This is a genomic window from Planococcus koreensis, from assembly GCF_004761975.1.
In the GTDB taxonomy this organism is placed as follows: domain Bacteria; phylum Bacillota; class Bacilli; order Bacillales_A; family Planococcaceae; genus Planococcus; species Planococcus koreensis.
In genome coordinates, this window is sequence record NZ_RQII01000021.1 from 24,644 (window position 1) to 44,731 (window position 20,088).

18 protein-coding genes and 1 pseudogene are annotated in these 20,088 nt (G+C 46.3%); 15 read left to right on the forward strand and 4 right to left on the reverse strand.

Annotated elements, in window-relative coordinates; all coding sequences use genetic code 11:
• Window positions 1-213: 213 nt before the first annotated feature.
• The 6 genes and pseudogenes from EGV91_RS05190 (at window position 214) to EGV91_RS05215 (ending at window position 8,150) form a co-directional block, all read left to right on the forward strand.
• On the forward strand, window positions 214-3,030 hold the full coding sequence (locus tag EGV91_RS05190) for a 2-oxoglutarate dehydrogenase E1 component (protein WP_135501360.1): 2,817 nt from the start codon (window positions 214-216) through the stop codon (window positions 3,028-3,030).
• 130 nt (window positions 3,031-3,160) lie between these two features.
• Window positions 3,161-4,426: a 2-oxoglutarate dehydrogenase complex dihydrolipoyllysine-residue succinyltransferase gene (gene odhB, locus EGV91_RS05195; RefSeq protein ID WP_135501362.1), complete on the forward strand. Its 1,266-nt coding sequence runs from the start codon at window positions 3,161-3,163 to the stop codon at window positions 4,424-4,426.
• A gap of 91 nt (window positions 4,427-4,517) precedes the next feature.
• Window positions 4,518-5,108 carry a DedA family protein gene (locus EGV91_RS05200; RefSeq protein ID WP_135501363.1) on the forward strand — a complete coding sequence of 197 codons (591 nt, stop codon included), beginning with the start codon at window positions 4,518-4,520 and terminating at the stop codon, window positions 5,106-5,108.
• 60 nt (window positions 5,109-5,168) lie between these two features.
• Window positions 5,169-5,375: a DUF6501 family protein gene (locus EGV91_RS05205; protein ID WP_221300751.1), complete on the forward strand. Its 207-nt coding sequence runs from the start codon at window positions 5,169-5,171 to the stop codon at window positions 5,373-5,375.
• Window positions 5,376-5,430: 55 nt separating this feature from the next.
• Window positions 5,431-6,287: pseudogene (locus tag EGV91_RS05210) on the forward strand (AAA family ATPase).
• Between the two features lie 9 nt (window positions 6,288-6,296).
• Window positions 6,297-8,150: a vWA domain-containing protein gene (locus tag EGV91_RS05215; protein ID WP_135501389.1), complete on the forward strand. Its 1,854-nt coding sequence runs from the start codon at window positions 6,297-6,299 to the stop codon at window positions 8,148-8,150.
• A 56-nt stretch (window positions 8,151-8,206) separates the two neighbouring features.
• Here the strand turns inward: EGV91_RS05215 and EGV91_RS05220 are convergent, their stop codons facing one another.
• Window positions 8,207-9,388: a toxic anion resistance protein gene (locus EGV91_RS05220; RefSeq protein WP_135501367.1), complete on the reverse strand. Its 1,182-nt coding sequence runs from the start codon at window positions 9,386-9,388 to the stop codon at window positions 8,207-8,209.
• Window positions 9,360-10,058, reverse strand: a complete 699-nt coding sequence (locus EGV91_RS05225) for a 5-bromo-4-chloroindolyl phosphate hydrolysis family protein (protein WP_135501369.1) — start codon at window positions 10,056-10,058, stop codon at window positions 9,360-9,362. The genes EGV91_RS05220 and EGV91_RS05225 overlap by 29 nt, the downstream gene beginning before the upstream one ends.
• A gap of 201 nt (window positions 10,059-10,259) precedes the next feature.
• Between EGV91_RS05225 and EGV91_RS05230 the strand changes: the two genes are divergently transcribed.
• The 5 genes from EGV91_RS05230 to EGV91_RS05250 all read left to right on the forward strand — a co-directional run bounded on the left by EGV91_RS05230 (window position 10,260) and on the right by EGV91_RS05250 (window position 13,942).
• Entirely contained in the window at window positions 10,260-10,547 is a 288-nt protein-coding gene (locus EGV91_RS05230) for a DUF1033 family protein (RefSeq protein ID WP_135501371.1), read from the forward strand.
• Between the two features lie 278 nt (window positions 10,548-10,825).
• Window positions 10,826-11,023, forward strand: coding sequence for a cold-shock protein (locus tag EGV91_RS05235; protein WP_135501373.1), 198 nt, complete (start codon window positions 10,826-10,828; stop codon window positions 11,021-11,023).
• Between the two features lie 374 nt (window positions 11,024-11,397).
• Window positions 11,398-13,059, forward strand: a complete 1,662-nt coding sequence (locus EGV91_RS05240; RefSeq protein WP_135501375.1) for a M4 family metallopeptidase — start codon at window positions 11,398-11,400, stop codon at window positions 13,057-13,059.
• 159 nt (window positions 13,060-13,218) lie between these two features.
• Entirely contained in the window at window positions 13,219-13,425 is a 207-nt protein-coding gene (locus tag EGV91_RS05245; RefSeq protein WP_135501377.1) for a cold-shock protein, read from the forward strand.
• A 40-nt stretch (window positions 13,426-13,465) separates the two neighbouring features.
• Window positions 13,466-13,942 (forward strand): YkvA family protein, encoded by a 477-nt coding sequence (locus EGV91_RS05250; protein ID WP_135501379.1) that lies wholly within the window; start codon window positions 13,466-13,468, stop codon window positions 13,940-13,942.
• A 633-nt stretch (window positions 13,943-14,575) separates the two neighbouring features.
• Here the strand turns inward: EGV91_RS05250 and EGV91_RS05260 are convergent.
• Together EGV91_RS05260 and EGV91_RS05265 are read right to left on the reverse strand one after the other, a co-directional pair.
• The gene (locus EGV91_RS05260; RefSeq protein ID WP_135501381.1) at window positions 14,576-16,183 is read right to left on the reverse strand and encodes an ABC-F family ATP-binding cassette domain-containing protein; all 1,608 of its coding nucleotides are present in this window, start codon (window positions 16,181-16,183) and stop codon (window positions 14,576-14,578) included.
• A gap of 254 nt (window positions 16,184-16,437) precedes the next feature.
• Window positions 16,438-16,674: a hypothetical protein gene (locus EGV91_RS05265; protein WP_135501383.1), complete on the reverse strand. Its 237-nt coding sequence runs from the start codon at window positions 16,672-16,674 to the stop codon at window positions 16,438-16,440.
• A gap of 90 nt (window positions 16,675-16,764) precedes the next feature.
• Here EGV91_RS05265 and EGV91_RS05270 point away from each other — a divergent pair, with 90 nt between their 5' ends.
• From EGV91_RS05270 to EGV91_RS05280, 4 genes are read left to right on the forward strand one after another with little or no spacing between them, the layout of a single operon-like run.
• The gene (locus tag EGV91_RS05270) at window positions 16,765-17,709 is read left to right on the forward strand and encodes an MFS transporter (protein ID WP_241666107.1); all 945 of its coding nucleotides are present in this window, start codon (window positions 16,765-16,767) and stop codon (window positions 17,707-17,709) included.
• 8 nt (window positions 17,710-17,717) lie between these two features.
• Window positions 17,718-17,939 (forward strand): hypothetical protein, encoded by a 222-nt coding sequence (locus EGV91_RS17335; RefSeq protein ID WP_241666108.1) that lies wholly within the window; start codon window positions 17,718-17,720, stop codon window positions 17,937-17,939.
• A gap of 29 nt (window positions 17,940-17,968) precedes the next feature.
• Window positions 17,969-18,922, forward strand: coding sequence for a magnesium/cobalt transporter CorA (gene corA, locus EGV91_RS05275; RefSeq protein WP_135501385.1), 954 nt, complete (start codon window positions 17,969-17,971; stop codon window positions 18,920-18,922).
• A gap of 22 nt (window positions 18,923-18,944) precedes the next feature.
• Entirely contained in the window at window positions 18,945-19,643 is a 699-nt protein-coding gene (locus tag EGV91_RS05280; protein WP_135501387.1) for a YjjG family noncanonical pyrimidine nucleotidase, read from the forward strand.
• Window positions 19,644-20,088: the final 445 nt, after the last annotated feature.

The following is a 20,088-nucleotide window of genomic DNA, read 5'->3' on the forward strand; positions in this document are numbered from 1 at the left end:
ACGGGATGAAATCGCTTTCATTTGAGTTATGTGAATCTTTTCGGGCAAAAGCATTGTTTTTTTCACTGGAAGTAGTAAGATTGATATGGAAATTTGTTCTTCAATTGTTGAAACGCCTTCCGCTTTATGTATAGCGGGATGCGTGATAAAATATGGAAGATACACATATACTAAAAGTGACTGCCTAGAGGCAAAAAGTTGGAGGTTATTTAAATGTCTACCAATTATTCAGAAGAAAAATCACCCTGGAGTTCCATTGCCGGGCCAAACCTTGGCTATGTGATGGAAATGTACGATTTGTACCAGGAATCTCCAGAATTGCTCGATCCGGAATTTGCTGAGATGTTCAAGCAATATGGACCGCCAGCAGAAGCTGCTCCGGCGTCTTCATCATCTGCTGAAACGGCTGCGGCCAGCGTTGATTCCAGCAAGTTCGGCAAAGTTCTGGCAGCGGTTCAGCTGGCGGAAGCAATCCGTGCGCATGGCCACCTTGCGTCGGATATCTATCCATTAAAGGACCAGCCCAAAGATTCTTCGCGGCTGGAAGCTTCTGCGTATGGCCTGACTGACCAGGACTTGAAAGAAGTACCGGTATCACTTCTTCTGGAAAACGCACCGGCTGAAGTTGCCAATGGCTTGCAGGCAATCGAATATTTGAAATCACTTTATACGGATAAAGTGGCTTTTGAATTCTCGCACATTGTCCAATTGCAGGAACGCAGCTGGATTCAGTCGAAAATCGAAGCAGGAGAACTAAAACCTTCTTTTGCGGCTGATAAAAAGAAACAAATCCTTGATCTTCTGACACGCGTAGAAGGCTTTGAGAAGTTCGTACACCGGACATTTGTCGGCCAAAAGCGTTTTTCAATCGAAGGAGTCGACTCTTTAGTCGTGTTGATTGATGAACTTGTCCGCTTGTCGGAAGCAAAAGGCACAGAGAAAATAATGATCGGGATGGCTCATCGCGGTCGTTTAAATGTGCTTACACATGTTTTGAACAAACCATATGAAATGATGTTTGCTGGTTTTGCGCATGTGCCTGATGAAACCTTCTTGCCGGAAGACGGCTCTGTCGAAATTACTAAAGGCTGGTTCGGCGATGTGAAATACCATATGGGCGCATCTTATACGTCTCCAAAAGGGACGAACATTAAACTTGCATACAACCCGTCCCACTTGGAAATTGTCAGCCCGGTCGTCGCAGGCTATACGCGTGCAGCACAGGAATTGACCAACCAGGCAGGAGCACCGATCGTTGATTCGAAAAAAGCTTACGCGATTCTCGTGCATGGCGATGCCGCTTTCCCTGGGCAAGGCGTAGTAACAGAAACATTGAATTTCAGCCGCATCCGCGGTTACCAGACTGGCGGTTCTGTACATATCATCGCCAATAACCTGATCGGCTTCACGACCGAGCAATTCGATTCAAGATCAACGCATTATTCATCCGATCCTGCTAAAGGCTTTGAAGTGCCTGTTATCCACGTCAACGCTGACCATCCGGAAGAAGTGGCAGCTGTTGCAAAACTTGCTTTTGAATACCGTGAAAAATTCGGCAAAGACATCTTAATCGACTTGATCGGCTACCGCCGCTATGGCCATAATGAAATGGATGAGCCACTTGTGACGAATCCGATGATGTACCACGGCGTCCATGAGCATGCAACGGTCCGCGAACTTTACGGACAGCAATTATCTTCTGAAAACGTACTGACTGAAGCGGAAGTCAAAGCGCTTGATGCAGATACTCAAAAGTTGATGCAGGCGGCTTACGATAAAGTGAAAGAAAGCAAGTCGGAAGAAACACACGAAATTAAAATTCCGGAAGCTGTATTGAATGGTTTCCCTGAAGTCCAAACGGGCGTAGGCCGTGAAGCTTTGGAGAAGATGAACCATGAATTGCTGACTTGGCCAAGCGAGTTTTCTGCTTTCGGCAAATTGGCACGCATCCTCAAACGCCGAGAAGAGCCTTTCAATGGCAAAGGAAAAATCGATTGGGCGCATGCAGAAACCTTGGCATTCGGTTCGATTATCCAGGAAGGCACGCCTGTCCGTTTGACGGGGCAAGATGCGCAGCGCGGAACTTTTGCACACCGCCATCTCGTGCTCCACGACGATAAAACCGGCGAAGAGCTTGTGCCGCTGCACCACATTTCTGACGCGAAAGCGTCGTTTGTCGTGCACAATAGCCCTTTGAGTGAAGCTTCGGTAGTGGGCTATGAATATGGCTATAATGTCGAGAATGACAAAGCGTTGGTCCTTTGGGAAGCGCAATATGGCGATTTCGCCAATATGGCTCAAATGATGTTCGATCAATTCATCTCGGCAAGCCGCTCGAAATGGGGACAAAAATCCGGTCTTGTCATGCTATTGCCGCATGGTTACGAAGGACAGGGCCCGGAGCATTCAAGTGCACGCCTTGAAAGATATCTTCAAAATGCTGGTGAAAACAACTGGACAGTAGCGAATCTTTCAAGCGCCGCAAATTATTTCCATATCTTGCGCCGCCAAGCGAAAATGCTTGGGGAAGAATCGATCCGCCCGATGATCATCGTGACGCCAAAATCCCTTTTGCGCCATCCACTAGTCGGTGCAGAAGTCGAAGATTTGGCTGAAGGCCAATTCCAGACAATTATCGAACAGCCTGGAATGGGCACGAAAGAGAAAAAAGTGGAACGCATTCTTTTTGCAAGCGGCAAAATGGCAATCGATTTGGCTGAGCGGGTGAAAGACGGCAAAGGATTCGACTGGGCGCATATTGTCCGAGTTGAGCAATTGTATCCGTTCCCAGCTGAGAAAATCCAAGCGATTGTTGACCGTTACCCGAATGCCAAAGAATTGGCTTGGGTACAGGAAGAGCCGAAAAATATGGGTTCATGGACTTTCGCAGAACCGTATTTGCGCGATATTGCAAACGGCAAAGACGTTGCTTATTACGGCCGCATCAAACGCTCAAGCCCTGCAGAAGGCGACGGCGAAGCGCATAAAGCGGAACAAGGCCGAATCCTTGACGCTGCATTGTCAAATTAAAAAAGTTTACAGCAGGCAAGCCCTGTTGATGTGACCAGCACCGAATCGGACTTGGATGGCCGCAAGAACCCGCTTTGCAGCGGATTTCTTGCGGGTCATTTAAGCGAGACATTATAAGGAGGAATTTTTTGTGGCAGAGATCAAAGTACCTGAATTAGCAGAATCGATTACAGAAGGAACTATCGCACAATGGCTTAAACAGCCGGGCGATACAGTTGAAAAAGGAGAATTCATCGTTGAACTGGAAACGGATAAAGTCAATGTTGAAGTCATCTCTGAAGAAGCCGGAACGGTGCAGGAACTATTAGCACAAGAAGGCGACACGGTTGAAGTCGGCCAAGTCATCGCAATCGTTGGAGCTGGCTCAGGCGCAGCTGCTGAACCAAAATCGGAAGAACCTGCGAAAACAGAAGGAGCTCCTAAAGCTGAAGCGCCTGCAACGCAAGAAGCAGTTGAACAAGCGCCGGCGGCTGAAGAACAATCTTCCTCTGACCGTACAATCGCCAGCCCGGCTGCCCGCAAATTGGCACGTGAAAAAGGCATCGACCTTGCTGCGATTTCTCCTGTAGATCCGATGGGCCGCGTGCGTGTCCAGGATGTTGAAGCACATGCCGCTAAACCAGCAGCAAGCGCATCTGCACCTGCTGCTAAAACGGAAGCTCCAAAAGCTGCTGCACCTTCTTCTGATGAAGAAAGCGGACGTGTAGTACGGGAAAAAATGTCCCGCCGCCGCCAGACAATCGCGAAGAGATTGTTGGAAGTCAAGCAATCGACTGCGATGCTGACAACGTTCAACGAAATCGACATGACAAATGTCATGGCGCTGCGCAGCCGCAAAAAAGATCAGTTCCAGCAAAACAACGACGTTAAACTTGGTTTCATGTCATTCTTCACAAAAGCTGTTACAGCAGCATTGAAAAAATATCCATACGTAAACGCTGAATTGGACGGTACGGATGTCCTCTTGAAGCAGTACTTTGATGTTGGCATTGCCGTTTCAACTGAAGAAGGCCTTGTGGTTCCGATTGTCCGTGATACGGACAAGAAAAACTTTGCTGAAATCGAAAGATCAATCGGCGAATTGGCGACGAAAGCACGCGACAAAAAACTTTCGATTGCTGACATGACAGGCGGTTCTTTCACAATCACTAATGGCGGCGTATTCGGCTCATTATTATCAACGCCGATCTTGAACGGCACGCAAGTCGGGATCCTTGGCATGCACACAATCCAAAAACGCCCGATTGCTGTTGGCGATGCAGTTGAAATCCGCCCGATGATGTACGTTGCGCTTTCATATGACCACCGCGTCATCGATGGCAGCGACTCTGTCGGATTCTTGAAAATGGTCAAAGACTTGTTAGAAAACCCTGAAGATTTATTGCTTGAAGGTTAATATTTTTAGGAAAGAAAGGCCCCTGAATTGCAGGGGCCTCTTTTTTTTGGGATGATAGTAGGAGAGAATTGCCGAAAGGCGGCAGATGCCGATGGATTTATCCCGATTAATGAATTTAGTTATAGAATACGGCTATATCAGTATGTTCGCATTTAATTGGCTGCTGTTGTTCGGCTTGCCAATTCCGAACGAAGCCGCCGCCGCTTTTTCAGGCATGTTGACGGAAATCAGCTATTTTACGCCGATCTACGCTTTTCTAGCCGCCTACCTAGGGCTGATTAGCAGCAATACATTTGCTTATATGCTGGGCCGCATATTCGGTCAGCGCCTGCTGCATCGATTGGAAAAGACATGGCTAAATAAAACCATCGAGCGCTTTTCCGCTTTTCTGGCCAAGCATGGCAAGATGGCGATATCGTTCAGCTTTTTCTTGCCTGGCATCCGCTGGGCGATGCCTTACGTCGTTGGAGCAAACCGGTACCCATTTGGCCATTATGCGCTGTATGCGTACACTGCAGGATTCGTATGGATGTTTATTTACTTCAACATCGGTCGCACATTCCCGTATGCCTACGAATCGATAATCAGCCATCTTCAAGGCTTCCTACTGGGCTTGTCTTTCCTGGTCGTTTCCGGCTCTGTCATCCGGATGATCTGGCTATCAAAAAAGCAGCGCAGCTGAGTGGGTTTGAAATTTGCGCGGAGTTTCCTTATACTGAAGTTTATAGACCCATAGAAAAGGATGATTTATGTGATTCACAACGAATGGCTTACGAAAGAAACAATCCGCACAGTAACCTGCAAGCATACCGACGCAGCTAAATTTCTGGTTTCCAATGTATTAACTGTTGGCAAAACCTATGAAGTGAAAAACGAAACGGATGAATTCATTTTCGTTGTCGATAATACTGGAAAAGTTGGCGGGTTCTACAAAACATATTTTGATTGAAAACAAAAAAGCCGATGATGCGTCATCGGTTTTTTTCGTGGAAAGAAGGGTTCATATGGATTTTATTGAAAAAGATTTTCAAAGCAGAAAAAGCCGCGATCATGCAGACTATGAAAAACTGATTGCAGAAGGCGGCTATATATCTCCCGATGCTGATTTATGGCACGACATCCTGTCAGCTGTGGTGCTTCGCAAACCAGTTTTATTGAAAGGGCCGACTGGGGCGGGAAAAACCAAACTTGCAGAAAGCATTTCCGCTGCCTATGGCCAGCCCATGCAAAGCATTAATTGTTCGGTGGATTTGGATGCGGAAGCGCTTCTCGGTTTTAAAACCTGGTGCAGCATAAAGGAGAAAGCAGGATCGAGTTTATCGAAGGCCCGGTCGTTACGGCAATGAAAAAAGGCCAATTTTTGTATATCGATGAGATTAATATGGCTAAGCCTGAAACGCTGCCGATTCTTCACAGCGCACTCGATCACCGCCGGATGATGACAAATCCTTTCACGGGGGAAGTGATCGAAGCCCATCCTGATTTTGGGGTTATTGCAGCAATCAACGAGGGCTATATTGGAACGGCACCGATGAACGAGGCGTTGAAAAACCGTTTTATCGCCTATCCGATCCCATATTTGGCAGGGGACCAATTGCGGCAGCTTTGGGACCGTGAATTTCCAGGCGCCGATCCCGAATTGAAAAAATTCATCCTTAATTTAGCTGCGGATTTGATGAAGCAAGTAGAAAATGGGTTGCTGTCAGAAGAAGCTGCATCGATCAGAAGCTTGCTTGATGCAACCGCACTTTCTCAGCATATGGACCCGATGCGAGCAATCCGTTATGCCATAGCAGAAAAATTGGAAGATGCAAGTGAACGGGAATTGTTCATGGATCTGGCCCATACTTGGAAGAAGTAGGTGAAGCGAATGGCTTCGGTCAACCGATTTATCCAATTTAATAATGAAACCATCGATACGAAGCTGCTGCATGGGATGGAAATGCTGGCTGGGGCATTGGCTGATGCGCCGTATTTGAAAGTGACGACGCGCAAATTGGTGGAATTCCGCCCTTCGGAATCGACGTTATCCATCAGTGTATTCTGGCGTCACAGGGCACCGCATATTGAACGCCTGGGCTACAAATCGGATATCTATTTGATGGCCGCCGGATTCTGGCGGGATTTTGATGTACCTGCATGGCGCACATTCATCAGCAGCAATTCTCCGCTGCCAGAATTGAAACAACAATTGCTCCTATGCGCGGAAGAGTTCAGGCTAAGTGAAAAAATCAAGAAAGCACGTCCCGGTACTGCAGAAGCGTTTAAAGTCCGGGAGGAGACATATGCTGGCTACCACAAAGACCGCTACAAAGGGAATCGGCAGAAAGGCTTTGCGGTGGACGCCTTCCTGAATGCCGCATATCTGCGCTTGCGCAGCATCGACGTTGTGGATACGGAAGAATGGGAACCGCTGTTTTTCATGTGGAGCAGAATGTTCGATGCACAGTCGACAGCCGATTCCGCTGAAGTTGTTGGAGCGATGATGGACAGGCTGGAATACCTGTTTGAAGCGGATTTGGTCCATGGCTATTATACGTTCGGGGAAGCAGTCGAGAAAAATCAACCATTCCGCTATCACGAAGGAATTGAGCCTGAACAAAGCGACGATGAAGAAAAAATTGATACGATTGAAGAATGGTTCCAGTCATGGCACAGGGAATCGGAAGCTTCCGAATCGGCGGCGATGGAATTTGAACTTGAACAAGGCGGTTCAGGCTATGCCGAAGGCGGCCGCGAAGAATACGGCAGCGGGGAAGTGGAGCATACCGCAAAAGGCGATTCGCGCGGAGAACATAAAGAAGACAACGAAACGGATGACCGGCAGATGGCGAGTTCCTCAAAAAAAGCCGGCACGAAATTCGGCAACGCCAATAATCGTGTCGCTTATACAGAATCCCGCATCCGAATCGCGGCAGGTCAGCGGGGGCAGATTGAAGAATGGCGGCGCAAACAAGCGCCTTATGTAAAATCGCTGCTGCGCGAATTGAAAAAACGCATGATGCAAAAACAGCAATCCCTCAGAACCAATTTGAATGCAGGACGGTTGTCAAAAGACTTGCTGCCGCTAGTAATAGAAGACCGGCCCAAGCCTTTCTACCGCAAATCAGCGCCGTCAAAAGAATTGGATGCTGTATTTTGCCTGTTGATCGATGGCTCTGCATCGATGATCGATAAACTGGATGAAACGAAACAGGCTGTCTTGCTGTTCCATGATGTTTTGCGCGGACTTGGCGTGCCGCATGAAATTGTGCTGTTCTACGAGGATGCCTATGAAGCGAGTGATGACCGGCAGCCAAATTATTTTGAGTGGATGCATAAAATGGAAGATGGTACGCTTGACCATGCGGATGCCATCGCGTCGATGGAGGCCCACGAAGATAACCGGGATGGCTTTGCCATCCGCTGGATGTCGGACCGCCTGCGCAGCCGCCAGGAAAAGCATCGGTTTCTCTTAGTCTTCTCGGACGGGGAACCATCAGCCTATAATTACGCGGAAAATGGCGTTGTCGATACAGCGGATGCCGTGGCGGAAGCAAAAAAGCAGAACATAGAAGTGCTCCATCTGTTCTTGAGCAACGGAACGATTTCAGATGAACAAGCCGCTTTTTACCGCATGATGTATGGCAATAAATCCGTAAGTGCCGATTCGCTCGAGCATTTTGTCGATCAGACTCTGCGTCTGCTTAAGCGGACGCTGCATTTGATCATCCAATCCGTCTGACTGAAAAAAGTCTATGAAAAAACGGCTGCAGGTTTTGCAGCCGTTTTTAATATGCATTAGTATTGTTTGCCTTCACGGTCGTCTTGTATCGCAAGAAGGCGCTGTTTCAAATCTTCTTCCATGCGGCCGATTTCGATCTCTGCGGCTTTTCGGTTTTTGCGCCCTTCAGCTTGGATGCGGAGGGTTTCTTCAATTGTATTAAGCAAGTTTTCCTGGGTCTGCTTCAAGGTTTCGATTTCCACGATGCCGCGCTCGTTTTCTTTCGCTGTTTCAATCGAGTTCACTTTCAGCATTTCGGAATTCTTCAACAGCAACTCGTTTGTGGTTGCTGTCACTTGTTTTTGTGCTTCGACAGCTTTCATCTGGCGATTCAACGTCAAGGCGATGGCAATCTGGTTTTTCCAAAGGGGAATAGATGTCATGATGGAAGACTGGATTTTCTCCGCCAAAGTTTGGTTGGTCTGCTGGATCATGCGGATCTGCGGTGCGCTTTGAATCGTAATTTGTCTCGATAATTGCAGATCGTACAAGCGTTTTTCCAGCCGATCAAGGAATTGTGCCATGTCATTGACTTCCTGATAAGCCATTTGGTCATTCGACGCCTCGGCTTTTTTGCGCAAAGCGGGAATGGTTTCAGTCAGGATTTCATCACGCTTCAGCTCAGCAGCAGCGATATAGACATTCAAAGCTTGAAAATAAGTCTTGTTCTGGTCGTATAGCTGTTCGAGCATCTGGACGTCATCCAGCAAGCCGCGTTTCGAATGGTCGAGCTGTATGCTGATGCGATCAACTTGTGTGCTGAGTTTCTGGTATTTCGTCATCATTTCCTGAACCGAGTATTTTGCCTTAGCGAATATTTTTCGGATACCGCCGCGCTTCTTTTGGGACAGTTCTTCAGGGTTCAGTTCCTGCAATTTTTTCATCAAGTCATTCAGCACATCGCCGACTGGGCCGATTTCTTTCGATTGGACATGGTCAAGCATCTTATGGGAAAACTGGCTAAGCTGGTTTTGTGCGTTCGCCCCGTATGTCAGGATGGCTTCATAATTGCCCGCAGGAATCTGTTTTGCCAGTTCCCGGGCTTTTGCCTGCTCGTCTTTCGTCAGTCGCTCCATTAATGCTTGAGGTTTGCCGGCTTCACTGGCTGGCAAATTGGATTCTTCTTTAACGGCTTCCATTCCGAACGGGTTGCCGAGTAAATCATCGAGTTCACTTTGGTTTGATCGATTCTGTGTCATGATCCACGTCTCCTTCATTGGCGTCAGGTAATTGATGAAGCAATTTCTGGTTATGATGCTGATCGACAGTCAAGCGGGCGTAATCGAGCTCCATCCGCAATTTTTCTACGTCAGAAGACAGCGTAAGCTTTAAATCGCGTTCTATCACACTGTTTAAAGACGTCAGCATTTCCCGCGTGTCCTGCAAAGTCGCTTTTAATTCACGATCTTTAACCGGCAATCCGACCAACATCGTATATTTTTCGGTCAATTCCAAAGCGGAATCCAAATGGGAATAAAAAAAGGGTTCGGCCAAATAGAATTTCCGTGGGTTTTGCTGCACTTGAGTAATGATTTTGTTGGATACTTTCACCATATTCATCAATTGCTTGAACGATGAAATCGAGCGGACCCGGTAATACTGGCTTTGCAATAGCTTTATTTTTTTCTGGGCTTCTTTGATCTGGATCCGGACATGTTTGTATTCGCTGCGTGTCATACCCAGTTTTTTCGAATCGGAACTTATCTGAACTTGTTTGATCGTCGTGTTGCTGGCCAAATAAGTTCCAGCCGCAACTGCCCCGGAGGCAATAAGCCCGATTTCAGCCCCTAAGTAAAAGATGGGAAACATGACGGTCATCAAAGGCAGGCTGATTGATTGCCGTTGGATGAATTTTTCAACAGGCTTCATAAATATGACCTCCTAGTACTCCTGCTCATTTATACGTTTCAGCGGGTGAAAAGTTTCAAGTTCACTCCATATACCTCATATTTTACAGCTTAGGAGAAAGCAATACAAACTTCAGGACTGCATCGGATACCAGCAAACTCTGGACAGAAATGCGATTATTTGGCACAATGATTAATAGGAAGAAAACTGGGAGTTGATGGCATGCATGAAATCATTTACGTGAAAAGTTTTTATGAACCATGGTGGATGCTCGAAGGATGGGAGCAGGATATCGTACAGCGAAACTCTTTTTCTACTATAGAAGAAGCGATTAGCTTTAAAAGCAAATTGGCCGACACGCTGCGCAATGCATATCCGGAGCATAAGAAAAAAGGGGAAGATTTCGACGTTTATTGGGAAAAAGGTGAATTGAAATACTGTCCGGACTGTGAAGAGGATCTCCAGGTATACCACGGAATCATCCATTTGCACACAGAAACCAATCGTTGATGTTATTAGAAAAGTCTGATTTCAATGATAATAGTGGTCTAATGTGTATATTGGTACATCATGTAGTAGGTGCAAAGTCCAATAAAAAAGTTTTTAGATTTATTTGACTTCTCAGTTATAATTGCTATAATAGACTTAAGAACCAAAGAAACCACCAGAAACAGCTATTCACCTATTCAAAAAAGTGATCAGCACGTTATGGTACTTTTTTGAATATGTGAATTTTTTTATGGAAAAATTCCATATTGAAAATTTTTAAATCTCAGGAGGTTTTTTGCATGCAAGGTACAGTAAAATGGTTTAACTCAGAAAAAGGTTTTGGTTTTATCGAAGTTGAAGGCGGAGACGACGTTTTTGTTCATTTCTCAGCGATCCAAGGCGAAGGCTTTAAAACGCTTGACGAAGGACAAAAAGTTGAGTTTGAAGTAGAGGAAGGCAACCGCGGACCTCAAGCTACTAACGTAGTTAAAATCTAATCTCCCAAGACCCGCTCATACGTGAGCGGGTCTTTTTTATGGATTTATCCGTTTTGGAGCTGATTTAAAGGAAATTGGGTGCAGAATTTTTTTGATTCCGCTAACAGGAATAGTGGAACGAATATAGGTTGATACGCGCGTTGATAAGGTTTCTTGTAAATTGTCAGAAAAATAACTGGAGGAAAAAGTAAAATAGGAAAATAAACCTGTTTAATTCCAGAATAGTTTGAAAACAAATTTAATTATAATCCTTTAAACACTTTTATAGGTAATTTAAAACAGTTATAGATTCCTATTTATTCAGAATACTTAAACGGTTATGCTTCTAAGTACCCCGAAAGAAACGGTGGCATATAAAAGGAGTGAACCATTACATGACAAAGAAAAAATTACTGACGTTAAGCCTGGCCGCTGCGCTGGCATTGTCCGCAACTTCTGCATCAGTGTATGCATCGCCAACGAATGCCGTATCTGAAAAAGTCCATGTAAACCAAAAAAGTAAAACAGCTGATCTGATCACGGGCCACTTAACGGTTCCATCAAACAAAGCTGCAAAAGAAATTGTCTTTACATACTTAGAAAAACAAGAAACTCTTTACAAAACTGGCAAAGGCTCAGCAGCTGGCTTTAAAGTAGTGAGTGAGACAAAAGATGAGCTTGGCATGACCAACGTGAAAGTTCAACAAATGTTTAAAGGTGTGCCTGTATTCGGTTCTGTCATTTCAGCAACTGTTAACAAAGAAGGCGTTTTGACGGCTGTATCAGGAACTTTAGTTCCTGAATTGTTCAATAAAGCTTCTTTGAAAAAAGGTGCTACCGTTAAACCGGCTGCAGCTGCAGCAACTGCTTTAGCAGATTTAAAAGCGAATATCGGTGATGATGTGGCAATTGATAAGCAGATAGGGCCTAAATTGACGATTTATGTTGATGGCGGTGTACCAAAATACGCTTATAGTGCAGAATTCCAATTCCTTTACCCGACACCGGGCAATTACCAATACTTCATCGATGCAAAAACAGGTAAAGTCTTGGATTCCTTTAACCAGATGCATGAAGCTAAGCCGACAAACGGCGTAACAGCACCGACTGGAACCAACGCAACTGCAACAGGCAAAGGTGTATTGGGCGATACAAAATCTTTCAATACGACACTTAACAGCAACGGATCATACCTCGTGGACAAAACACGCGGCGGCGGAATTTTCACATATGATGCCAGCAACCGTACACGCCTGCCAGGCACATTGTGGCTTGACGCGGACAATGCTTATAATGCTGCATATGACGCAGCAGCGGTTGATGCTCACGCCTATGCAGCTGAAACCTATGATTATTACAAAGAACAGCATAACCGCAATAGCTACGATGGCAACGGCGCGCAATTGATATCGACTGTGCATTACGGCCGCAGCTATAATAATGCGTTCTGGAATGGAACGCAAATGGTTTACGGCGATGGAGATGGCGTCCAGTTCACTTCGTTGTCAGGCGGGCTTGATGTCATTGCCCATGAATTGACGCATGCTGTTACGGATACAACAGCTGATCTGATTTACCAAAATGAATCAGGTGCCATCAATGAATCGATGTCCGATATTTTCGGAACGATTGTCGAATATCACGCTAACAACAATCCGGACTGGTTGATCGGCGAAGACATCTATACACCTGGAACTGCAGGCGACGCACTGCGTTCGATGGCAGATCCGACACTCAATGGCGATCCGGACCATTATTCTAAACGCTATACAGGAACAGGCGATAATGGCGGCGTCCACATCAACTCAGGCATCAGCAATAAAGCTGCATACCTATTGGCTAATGGCGGCACGCATTATGGCGTTTCAGTCACTGCCATCGGCAATGACAAAACAGCGGATATCTTCTATCGCACGTTGACGCAATACTTGACGCCAAGCTCGAACTACAGCCATTACCGCGCATCAACAATCCAGGCGGCAACGGACCTTTATGGAGCTTCAAGCGCTGAAGTGGCAAGCGTCAAAGCCGCATTCTCAGCAGTCGGTGTAAACTAATAATCAAATCAAATAAGGTAGGTGGGGCCGCTCTGTGGAGCGGCCCTTTTTTGGGAGGTATTAATTGCCGAAAAAACCCGGAAACCCTTTAGTTTAAGGAACAGCCTTTTAAGGGTATAAATCATGTAGTGAATTAAGTTACCTTTAGGAGGGTTTTAGATGAAAGGCACAGTAGTATCATTCGACAAGGAAAAAGGATTCGGTTTTATAAAAGGCGATAACGGTGAAATGTTCTATACGCATTCTGAGCATTCAAACATCGGGGATTTCTCCGTGCTGAACGAAGGCCAACAAGTGGACTTCATCCCAGTTGAAGGAAATCCGGAAAAAGAACGCATTGCCACAAACGTCACATTGAAATTCTAAAAGAGCTGTAAAATACCTACGAGGTGCAGGAGGAACATACATGACTAACGATTATTTGAAAAAACCGCTTCCAAACTCACAAGAACAAGATGACTTCTACCAAAAACTAAGAAGCAGAATCCAAAAATGGCTCGATAACCGTTCGGGTGGCGTCGGGAAATTAGGGCAATATGTCTTATTTGCACCGGATTTCTTCCATTTGTTAAGCAGACTCATGTTGGACAGCCGCATTGATGCTTCCAGCAAAAGCAAAATCGGAGCCGGTATTTTGTACTTTTTCGCACCGATCGATTTCCTGCCAGAGCTGTTAGTAGGGCCGGGAGGTTTCTTGGATGATGTGGTAGTCGCAGTGTTCATCGTCAATACATTGCTCAACAAATTCCCAACTGAAGTGATTGAAGAACATTGGGCAGGGGACAAAGAGCTGTTATCCGTCGTACGCGGCATTTCAAATTCAGGCAGCAAAGTCGTTTCCAAAATACCAGCAGGCCGTTTAGTGAAGCGCTTCATGAAATAAAAAAGGCAAGCTAAAGCCCGCAGCTCCTATTTGAGAGCTGAGGGCTTTTTAGGTAATAGACAAATATATATTTATATTATTTAAAGAATAAAAAGTCATTTCATCTTAGGTATACCGGATTCTGCGCTCCATGCGGACGCTTTCCGCGGACGAAGCGCTGAGCCTCCTCGTCGCAAGCTCCTGCGGGGTCTCATCACTCCGTTCTTCCGCAGGAAAGATCGTGTCCGAAAGAAGTTCGGACATGGTCTTTGCGACGAAGCTAGCGCAGCGATGCAACGTACTTTCATGTCCCGAAGCTAGCGAAGCGTTGCAGGGACAGGAGCACATATTTGCTTTTCGCCGCATTGCGCTCCGAACCCTTGAGAGGTTGCTTATGAAAAGCGGATTAGATGGTTACACTTTCTGATTGGAGCTACATGCTGACAACCGGGCTAGCCGCGAAGACTCCTGTGGGACAGCGAAAGCTGAAGACCCCGCAGGAACGTCAGTGACGAGGAGGCTGAAGCTGAGCCCACGGAAAGCGAAGTGGCCAGAACGGTTGGGGTATACACAGTTATTCATGTTGATTAGATTTTATTTGCAGTCGGAAAAGCCCGCAGCTCCTATTTAAGAGCTGCGGGCTTTTTTTGTTTATTAGCTTAAGATTCCTTGTGAATCTTTCCATTCCAGGAAATCGTCATAAGTCAATTGTTTGTCCAAGATTGAACCGTCTTCACGGATTTCAATGACGCGGTTTGCAACTGTCTGGATAAACTGATGGTCATGTGAAGTGAAGACCATAGCGCCTTTAAATGCAATCATGCCATTATTCAATGCTTGAATCGATTCAAGATCCAAGTGGTTGGTCGGCTCATCAAGCAACAGGACATTCGAATGCGACAGCATCATTTTAGACAGCATGCAGCGCACTTTCTCGCCACCGGATAGGACGGAAGGTTTCTTTTTCACTTCTTCACCGGAGAATAACATTCTGCCCAGGAAACCGCGCAGGAATGTTTCGCTTTCATCTTCCGGAGAATACTGGCGCAGCCAGTCCACCAGCGATTGCTCACTGCCTTCGAAATAAGCGGCATTGTCAATCGGCAAGTAAGCGCGTGAAGTTGTTACACCCCAGCGGATTGAGCCAGAAGCAGGCTGATCTTCTTCGGCAAGGATGCGAAGCAACGCTGATTTAGCAAGCGGATCGCCGATCAGTACGATTTTATCGTCTTTGCCCATATTGAAGCTAATGTTATTTAAAAGCTGTTTGCCATCTACTGACTGGCTTAGGTCTTTTACAGTCAACACGTCATTTCCGATTTCGCGGCCGACAGTGAAATTGACGAACGGATATTTACGGGAAGAAGGACGGATATCATCCAGTTCGATCTTATCAAGCATTTTCTTCCGCGACGTTGCCTGCTTCGATTTAGAAGCATTGGCGGAGAAGCGGGCGATAAAGGCTTGAAGCTCTTTGATCTTTTCTTCTTTTTTCGAGTTCTGGTCAGATGCCAGACGTGTTGCCAACTGGCTGGATTCATACCAGAAATCGTAGTTGCCGACGTATAGCTGGATTTTACCGAAGTCCAAGTCTGCGATATGCGTACACACTTTGTTCAGGAAGTGGCGGTCATGCGAGACGACGATGACGGTGTTGTCAAAGTTGATCAGGAATTCTTCCAGCCATTGGATGGCTTTCAAGTCCAAATGGTTGGTCGGCTCATCGAGCAGCAAAACATCAGGCTTGCCGAACAAAGCTTGTGCTAGAAGCACTTTGACTTTATCCGAACCGGAAAGTTCAGCCATTTTCTTATCGTGGAGCTCTTCAGAAATGCCAAGCCCTTGAAGCAGGATTGCAGCTTCTGATTCCGCTTCCCAACCGTTGAGTTCCGCGAATTCGCCTTCTAGCTCTGCAGCACGCATGCCGTCTTCATCTGAAAAGTCTTCTTTCATATAGATGGCATTTTTTTCTGCCATGATTTTGTATAATTTCTTATGGCCCATGATGACTGTTTCAAGCACCGGGTATTCTTCGTATTCAAAGTGATCCTGTTTCAAAACGGCCAGGCGTTCACCTGAACCCATGTAGACATTGCCGGATTGCGCATCAAGCTCACCTGACAGAATTTTGATGAATGTAGACTTGCCGGCGCCGTTCGCGCCGATCAGGCCGTAGCAATTACCAGGGTTGAATTGGATGTTTACATCTTCAAAAAGTTTACGGTCGCCAAAGCGAAGACTTACGTCATTTACTGCTATCATTTTTTACGTACCTCCCAAATTTCACAATAAGAATAGTATACCATGAAACCCGCTGAAATCGATAGCAATCGGCTACAGTCTGAGATAAACTTAATGGAATGGCATAAAATATTTCTTGAAGCTTTTCATTTTTTTTCTAACCGATGCTTTCCGCGCAGCTATGCATAAACAGAAACTTATGTTTCAGCAGAGCCGGTAAGTGGAATAACTCTATGGTTTATCCTGTTTTGATGAATAGTTTCAGCTCGAAGGAATCAAACTTTATATTTCCGCTCTTTATAAGCTTCCAGCATGCCCAGGTCCTTATTCAGTAAATACTCCATGCGTACATAATCGCGTCTTTCCGGGATGTGGTCTTTTGTCAGGCCTTTCATCGTATAAATGAAATAATAGCCGCCGATTTGGCGGAACCAGACGACGACATGCGGAAACTCGTCAAAAATAGCTTTGATATTATAGCGTTTCGCGTAGCTCCAATTTACTAATCTCATTTCCAGCCCGCCTTTCACATCCATTTTAATGAATTTCAGCGGCGAACACAAGTTTGGACAAAAGCGATTCGGAGAAGGGGATGAAAGAAAATGGCGCAACTGAAAAACAAGCCGGCACTGGGCTTAATGGTGATTGCCATTTTGTTTGTGTCGTTGAATTTGAGGCCGGCAATTTCCTCTATTGGGCCGCTGCTCGAAGCGATCCGCCGTGATTTGTCACTTTCCAACAGCGAGATCAGCTTGCTGACATCAATTCCGGTATTTTGCATGGGGCTTTTCGCGCCGCTGGCAATCGGTTTTAACCGCAAATTCGGCATCAAAAAAAGCATCACGTTTTTAATTGCGATGCTCGGCGCACTGACGTTTGTTCGGGGCTTGTTTCCGACATACCCTGTGCTGCTCGCGAGTTCTTTTTTTATCGGTCTTGCAATCGCGGTGATCAGTCCGCTATTGTCGGCTGCGATTAAAACGAATTTTCCGGGAAGAACCGCTTCATTGATCGGCGTTTATTCGTTCGGCATGGGGCTTGGCGCGATGCTGGCCTCCGGTTTGACCGGCGTATTTTATACGCTGGCAGGATGGCCTCTTGCGCTGGCCAGCTGGGGAGTGCTGGCGCTGATCGCGTTGCCATTTTGGCTGCGTGTGAAGGAACCTCCGAAAACGTACGCTGTGGATGCTGGCAGCCCGGCGAAGCCCCCATGGAAAAACAAGCGTGCCTGGACGATGCTGCTGTTTTTCGGCTTTCAGTCGGCTATGTTTTTCTCACTGATTACGTGGCTTGCGCCTATCGCCATCGATAAAGGAATGAACGTGTTGACTGCTGGCGCGGTTTTGACGGTCATGGCAGCGGTCCAGCTCGTTGGAAACTTGTCTCTGCCGGTTTTGTTGGCAAGATTCCCAAGCCGGCTTTTATGGATTTTCCTGTCGCTGCTGTCGGGCGTTGCCGGACTGTTATTGCTTTTATTCGGCGGAGCGTCGCGACTTGGGCTGCCGCGGTTTTCCTCGGCATCATGCTCGGCTGTTTGTTCCCGATAGCGCTTTTAATGCCGCTTGATGAGAACGAACACGCGGATGATGTCAACAGCTGGACGGCGATGATCCAATCTGGAGGCTATATCATTTCAAGCGGGATGCCATTTTTAATCGGCATGCTGTATGACCGTTGGGGTGACCATTCCATTACTTTATATCTCTTATTGAGTTTTGCAGCACTGGTCATGCTGTTCGGAATTTTATTGTATAGAAACGAAATAAAGCAAAACTAATTCAAATAAATAAGAGCAAGGAGAACGTTATGATTCGAATTTTAGCCATTGATCAACAAGATAAACTCGTTATCGACCCGGAATTGAGCCAGCTGAAATTGATGAAATGGCATTGGGTGGATTTCAATGAACCAACACCCGAAGAAATTGATTTGCTCAGCAGCCATTTTGCGTTCCACCCGCTGGCTATCGAAGATTGCATCCATTCTTTGCAGCGTCCGAAAATGGAGTATTACGAAAATGTGACTTTTTTAGTGATGCATTCTTTTGTGCCAGGGGAACTGGATGTCAATGAAGTGGATTTTTTCCTGGGTGAGGATTTCTTGGTGACCTTCCATTTTGAGGATTTGGATGAAGTCAATTACGCGTGGGAATATTTCAGGCATATGAAAAACGTGGAAAGCTTCAAGCCGCTTGAAGTTACCTATAAAATCATGGACGAAATTGTAGATGGTTTTTTTCCATTGGTAGAGGAGCTTGAAGACCGCCTCGCTTCTGTAGAAGGTTCAGAGCGATTGAAAAAAGCGGACAAATCGATTATGGAAGATACGTTCGAAGTGCGGCGGAATTTATTGAAAATCCGTCAAATCGTCGTGCCGACAAGGGACATGGTCTACCGCATCCTTGAATCGAAGCGTTTTATCATTCAAGAGCAGAAACGCGCATATTTCCAGGATGTCCATGACCATCTCATCAAATTAAGCCAGATGATCGATTCAAATCGGGAATTGACGACGGATATCCGCGATAATTACATATCATTGAACTCTTATCGCATGAACAATATCATGAAGACGCTAACGGTCATTACGACCATCTTCATGCCGCTTACATTTGTTGCAGGGCTGTACGGCATGAATTTTGTCAACATGCCGGAATTGCGTACCGAGAACGGTTATTTTGTCGTTTTGGCAGTCATGCTGGTGATGGCGATCGGCATGAGCGTTTGGTTCAAATCAAAAGGCTGGTTCGACAGCGATTGACCCTATAGAAAGGAATGGGAATATGGCAAGATACAACACGATTTTGTTTGATATTGATGATACCTTGATGGATTTTAGGCTTTCCGAGCGCGCCGCTTTGCACAATACATTTGTCGATTATGGAATGCCCGATGGTTTTTCCCGTTTCCACGGCTCCTACCGGGAAATCAGCAAAGTGCTATGGCAGGATTTGGAAGAGGGGACAATGCCGCTGGCTAAACTGGGAATCGAGCGTTTTAAGCGCCTGTTCCATCAGCATGAATTGGATTTCAGCGCCGAAGCGTTTGGCTCGCAGTATTTGGATTATCTGGGGCAGGAAACACATTTATTTCCGGAAGCGGAAGCAATGCTTGAGGGACTCAGCAATTGCCGCCTGGCCGTCATTACGAATGGCTTCGGTTCTGTGCAGAAAGCACGCCTTAAGAATTCTCCGATGCAGCATCTTTTTGAACACGTCATCATTTCGGAAGAAGCGGGTTATCAGAAGCCGCATAGCGGCATCTTCGATTACGCTTTCCGTAAATTGGGCCTGACAAGCAAAGATTCGGTGCTGATTGTGGGAGATTCGCTGACGTCGGACATTAAAGGCGGCATGGATTATGGCATTGCGACGTGCTGGTTCAATCCGCAAGGCAAGCACAACGGCACTGCGGTCCAGCCGACACATGAGATCCGCTGTTTGTCAGAACTCCCTGAAATCGTTAATGGAAAAATTGAATAAGAAAAGGCCGATGACGTGCATCGGCCTTTTTCAGACTGTCCGGAAACTTAGATGGTTGTTTTGCATTTCGCTTCAGACGGACGCTTTCCGCGGGCATGGCTTCAGTCTCCTCGTCGCTGGAAAAAGAGCTGCTCCTGCATCGCTGCGATAGCTTCGTCGTAAATGAGGTTCTTCAAACCTCGCTTCCTGCGGGTCTTCAGCTCAGGCTTTGCCTGCTGGAGTCGTCGCCTTCCGCTTCATTCCAAGATATTTCTTAATAGCGAGTTATATCTCTTACTCAAGAACACGAAAGATACACTTTCTGAAGTTTCTTTCGTGTTCTCCAGATATGGAGCAAAACAGCGGAGACGCCTGCGGGAAAGCGAGACAGCCGAGACGCCGCAGGGAGCGAAGCGACTGAGGAGGCTTGGCGCTCGCCCGCGGCAAGCGCAGCTGCTTTGCGGAA

What these genes read in the sequence shown, in the direction of transcription:
- EGV91_RS05190 (WP_135501360.1), top strand. Translation starts at nt 214, where the DNA reads ATGTCTACCAATTATTCAGAAGAAAAATCACCCTGGAGTTCCATTGCC.
- EGV91_RS05200 (WP_135501363.1), top strand. Translation starts at nt 4,518, where the DNA reads ATGGATTTATCCCGATTAATGAATTTAGTTATAGAATACGGCTATATC.
- EGV91_RS05205 (WP_221300751.1), top strand. Translation starts at nt 5,169, where the DNA reads ATGATTTATGTGATTCACAACGAATGGCTTACGAAAGAAACAATCCGC.
- EGV91_RS05215 (WP_135501389.1), top strand. Translation starts at nt 6,297, where the DNA reads ATGGCTTCGGTCAACCGATTTATCCAATTTAATAATGAAACCATCGAT.
- EGV91_RS05220 (WP_135501367.1), bottom strand. Translation starts at nt 9,388, where the DNA reads ATGACACAGAATCGATCAAACCAAAGTGAACTCGATGATTTACTCGGC.
- EGV91_RS05225 (WP_135501369.1), bottom strand. Translation starts at nt 10,058, where the DNA reads ATGAAGCCTGTTGAAAAATTCATCCAACGGCAATCAATCAGCCTGCCT.
- EGV91_RS05230 (WP_135501371.1), top strand. Translation starts at nt 10,260, where the DNA reads ATGCATGAAATCATTTACGTGAAAAGTTTTTATGAACCATGGTGGATG.
- EGV91_RS05235 (WP_135501373.1), top strand. Translation starts at nt 10,826, where the DNA reads ATGCAAGGTACAGTAAAATGGTTTAACTCAGAAAAAGGTTTTGGTTTT.
- EGV91_RS05240 (WP_135501375.1), top strand. Translation starts at nt 11,398, where the DNA reads ATGACAAAGAAAAAATTACTGACGTTAAGCCTGGCCGCTGCGCTGGCA.
- EGV91_RS05245 (WP_135501377.1), top strand. Translation starts at nt 13,219, where the DNA reads ATGAAAGGCACAGTAGTATCATTCGACAAGGAAAAAGGATTCGGTTTT.
- EGV91_RS05250 (WP_135501379.1), top strand. Translation starts at nt 13,466, where the DNA reads ATGACTAACGATTATTTGAAAAAACCGCTTCCAAACTCACAAGAACAA.
- EGV91_RS05260 (WP_135501381.1), bottom strand. Translation starts at nt 16,183, where the DNA reads ATGATAGCAGTAAATGACGTAAGTCTTCGCTTTGGCGACCGTAAACTT.
- EGV91_RS05265 (WP_135501383.1), bottom strand. Translation starts at nt 16,674, where the DNA reads ATGAGATTAGTAAATTGGAGCTACGCGAAACGCTATAATATCAAAGCT.
- EGV91_RS05270 (WP_241666107.1), top strand. Translation starts at nt 16,765, where the DNA reads ATGGCGCAACTGAAAAACAAGCCGGCACTGGGCTTAATGGTGATTGCC.
- EGV91_RS17335 (WP_241666108.1), top strand. Translation starts at nt 17,718, where the DNA reads ATGCCGCTTGATGAGAACGAACACGCGGATGATGTCAACAGCTGGACG.
- corA (WP_135501385.1), top strand. Translation starts at nt 17,969, where the DNA reads ATGATTCGAATTTTAGCCATTGATCAACAAGATAAACTCGTTATCGAC.
- EGV91_RS05280 (WP_135501387.1), top strand. Translation starts at nt 18,945, where the DNA reads ATGGCAAGATACAACACGATTTTGTTTGATATTGATGATACCTTGATG.